The organism is Nocardioides sp. (assembly GCF_024509035.1).
GTDB lineage: Bacteria > Actinomycetota > Actinomycetes > Propionibacteriales > Nocardioidaceae > Nocardioides.
Genome location: NZ_JANINT010000280.1, coordinates 1 through 407, shown reverse-complemented (window position 1 = coordinate 407; position 407 = coordinate 1). Strand labels below are relative to the sequence as shown.

General features: G+C 73.2%; 1 protein-coding gene. It reads left to right on the top strand.

The annotated features are described in order from the left end of the window. Positions 1 to 66: 66 nt before the first annotated feature. The coding region (locus Q0L15_RS18735; protein WP_296606002.1) for a flagellar biosynthetic protein FliO at positions 67 to 407 on the top strand (341 nt) is incomplete at its 3' end.

Below are 407 nucleotides of genomic sequence, written 5' to 3'. Positions count from 1 at the left end.
TCGTCATCGACGAGGACTTCGGGCTGCGGATCACCGAGATCGTCACCGACGCGACGGCGGGCTGAGATGCTCGAGCTCACCGTCCGCCTGCTGGTCTCCCTCTCGCTCGTCCTGGGGCTCCTCCTGCTCCTCGCGCGGTACGGCGGACGCCGGTTCCGCGGCAAGGGCGACTCGATGGTGCGCGTGCTGCACCGTCACCACCTGTCTCGGAGCTCCACCGTCTCGGTGGTCGCGATCGGCAGCCGGCTGCTCGTCCTCGGTGCCACCGAGCACCAGGTGCGCGTGCTCACCGAGCTCGACCCCGAGGATCTGGCGACGACCGACGCCGACGTGCTCTCGCTCGCCGACGGCCCCGGGGCCCGCGCGGAGGCCACCGACCCCGCGACGCCCGCCGCCGCGGTCGCTCG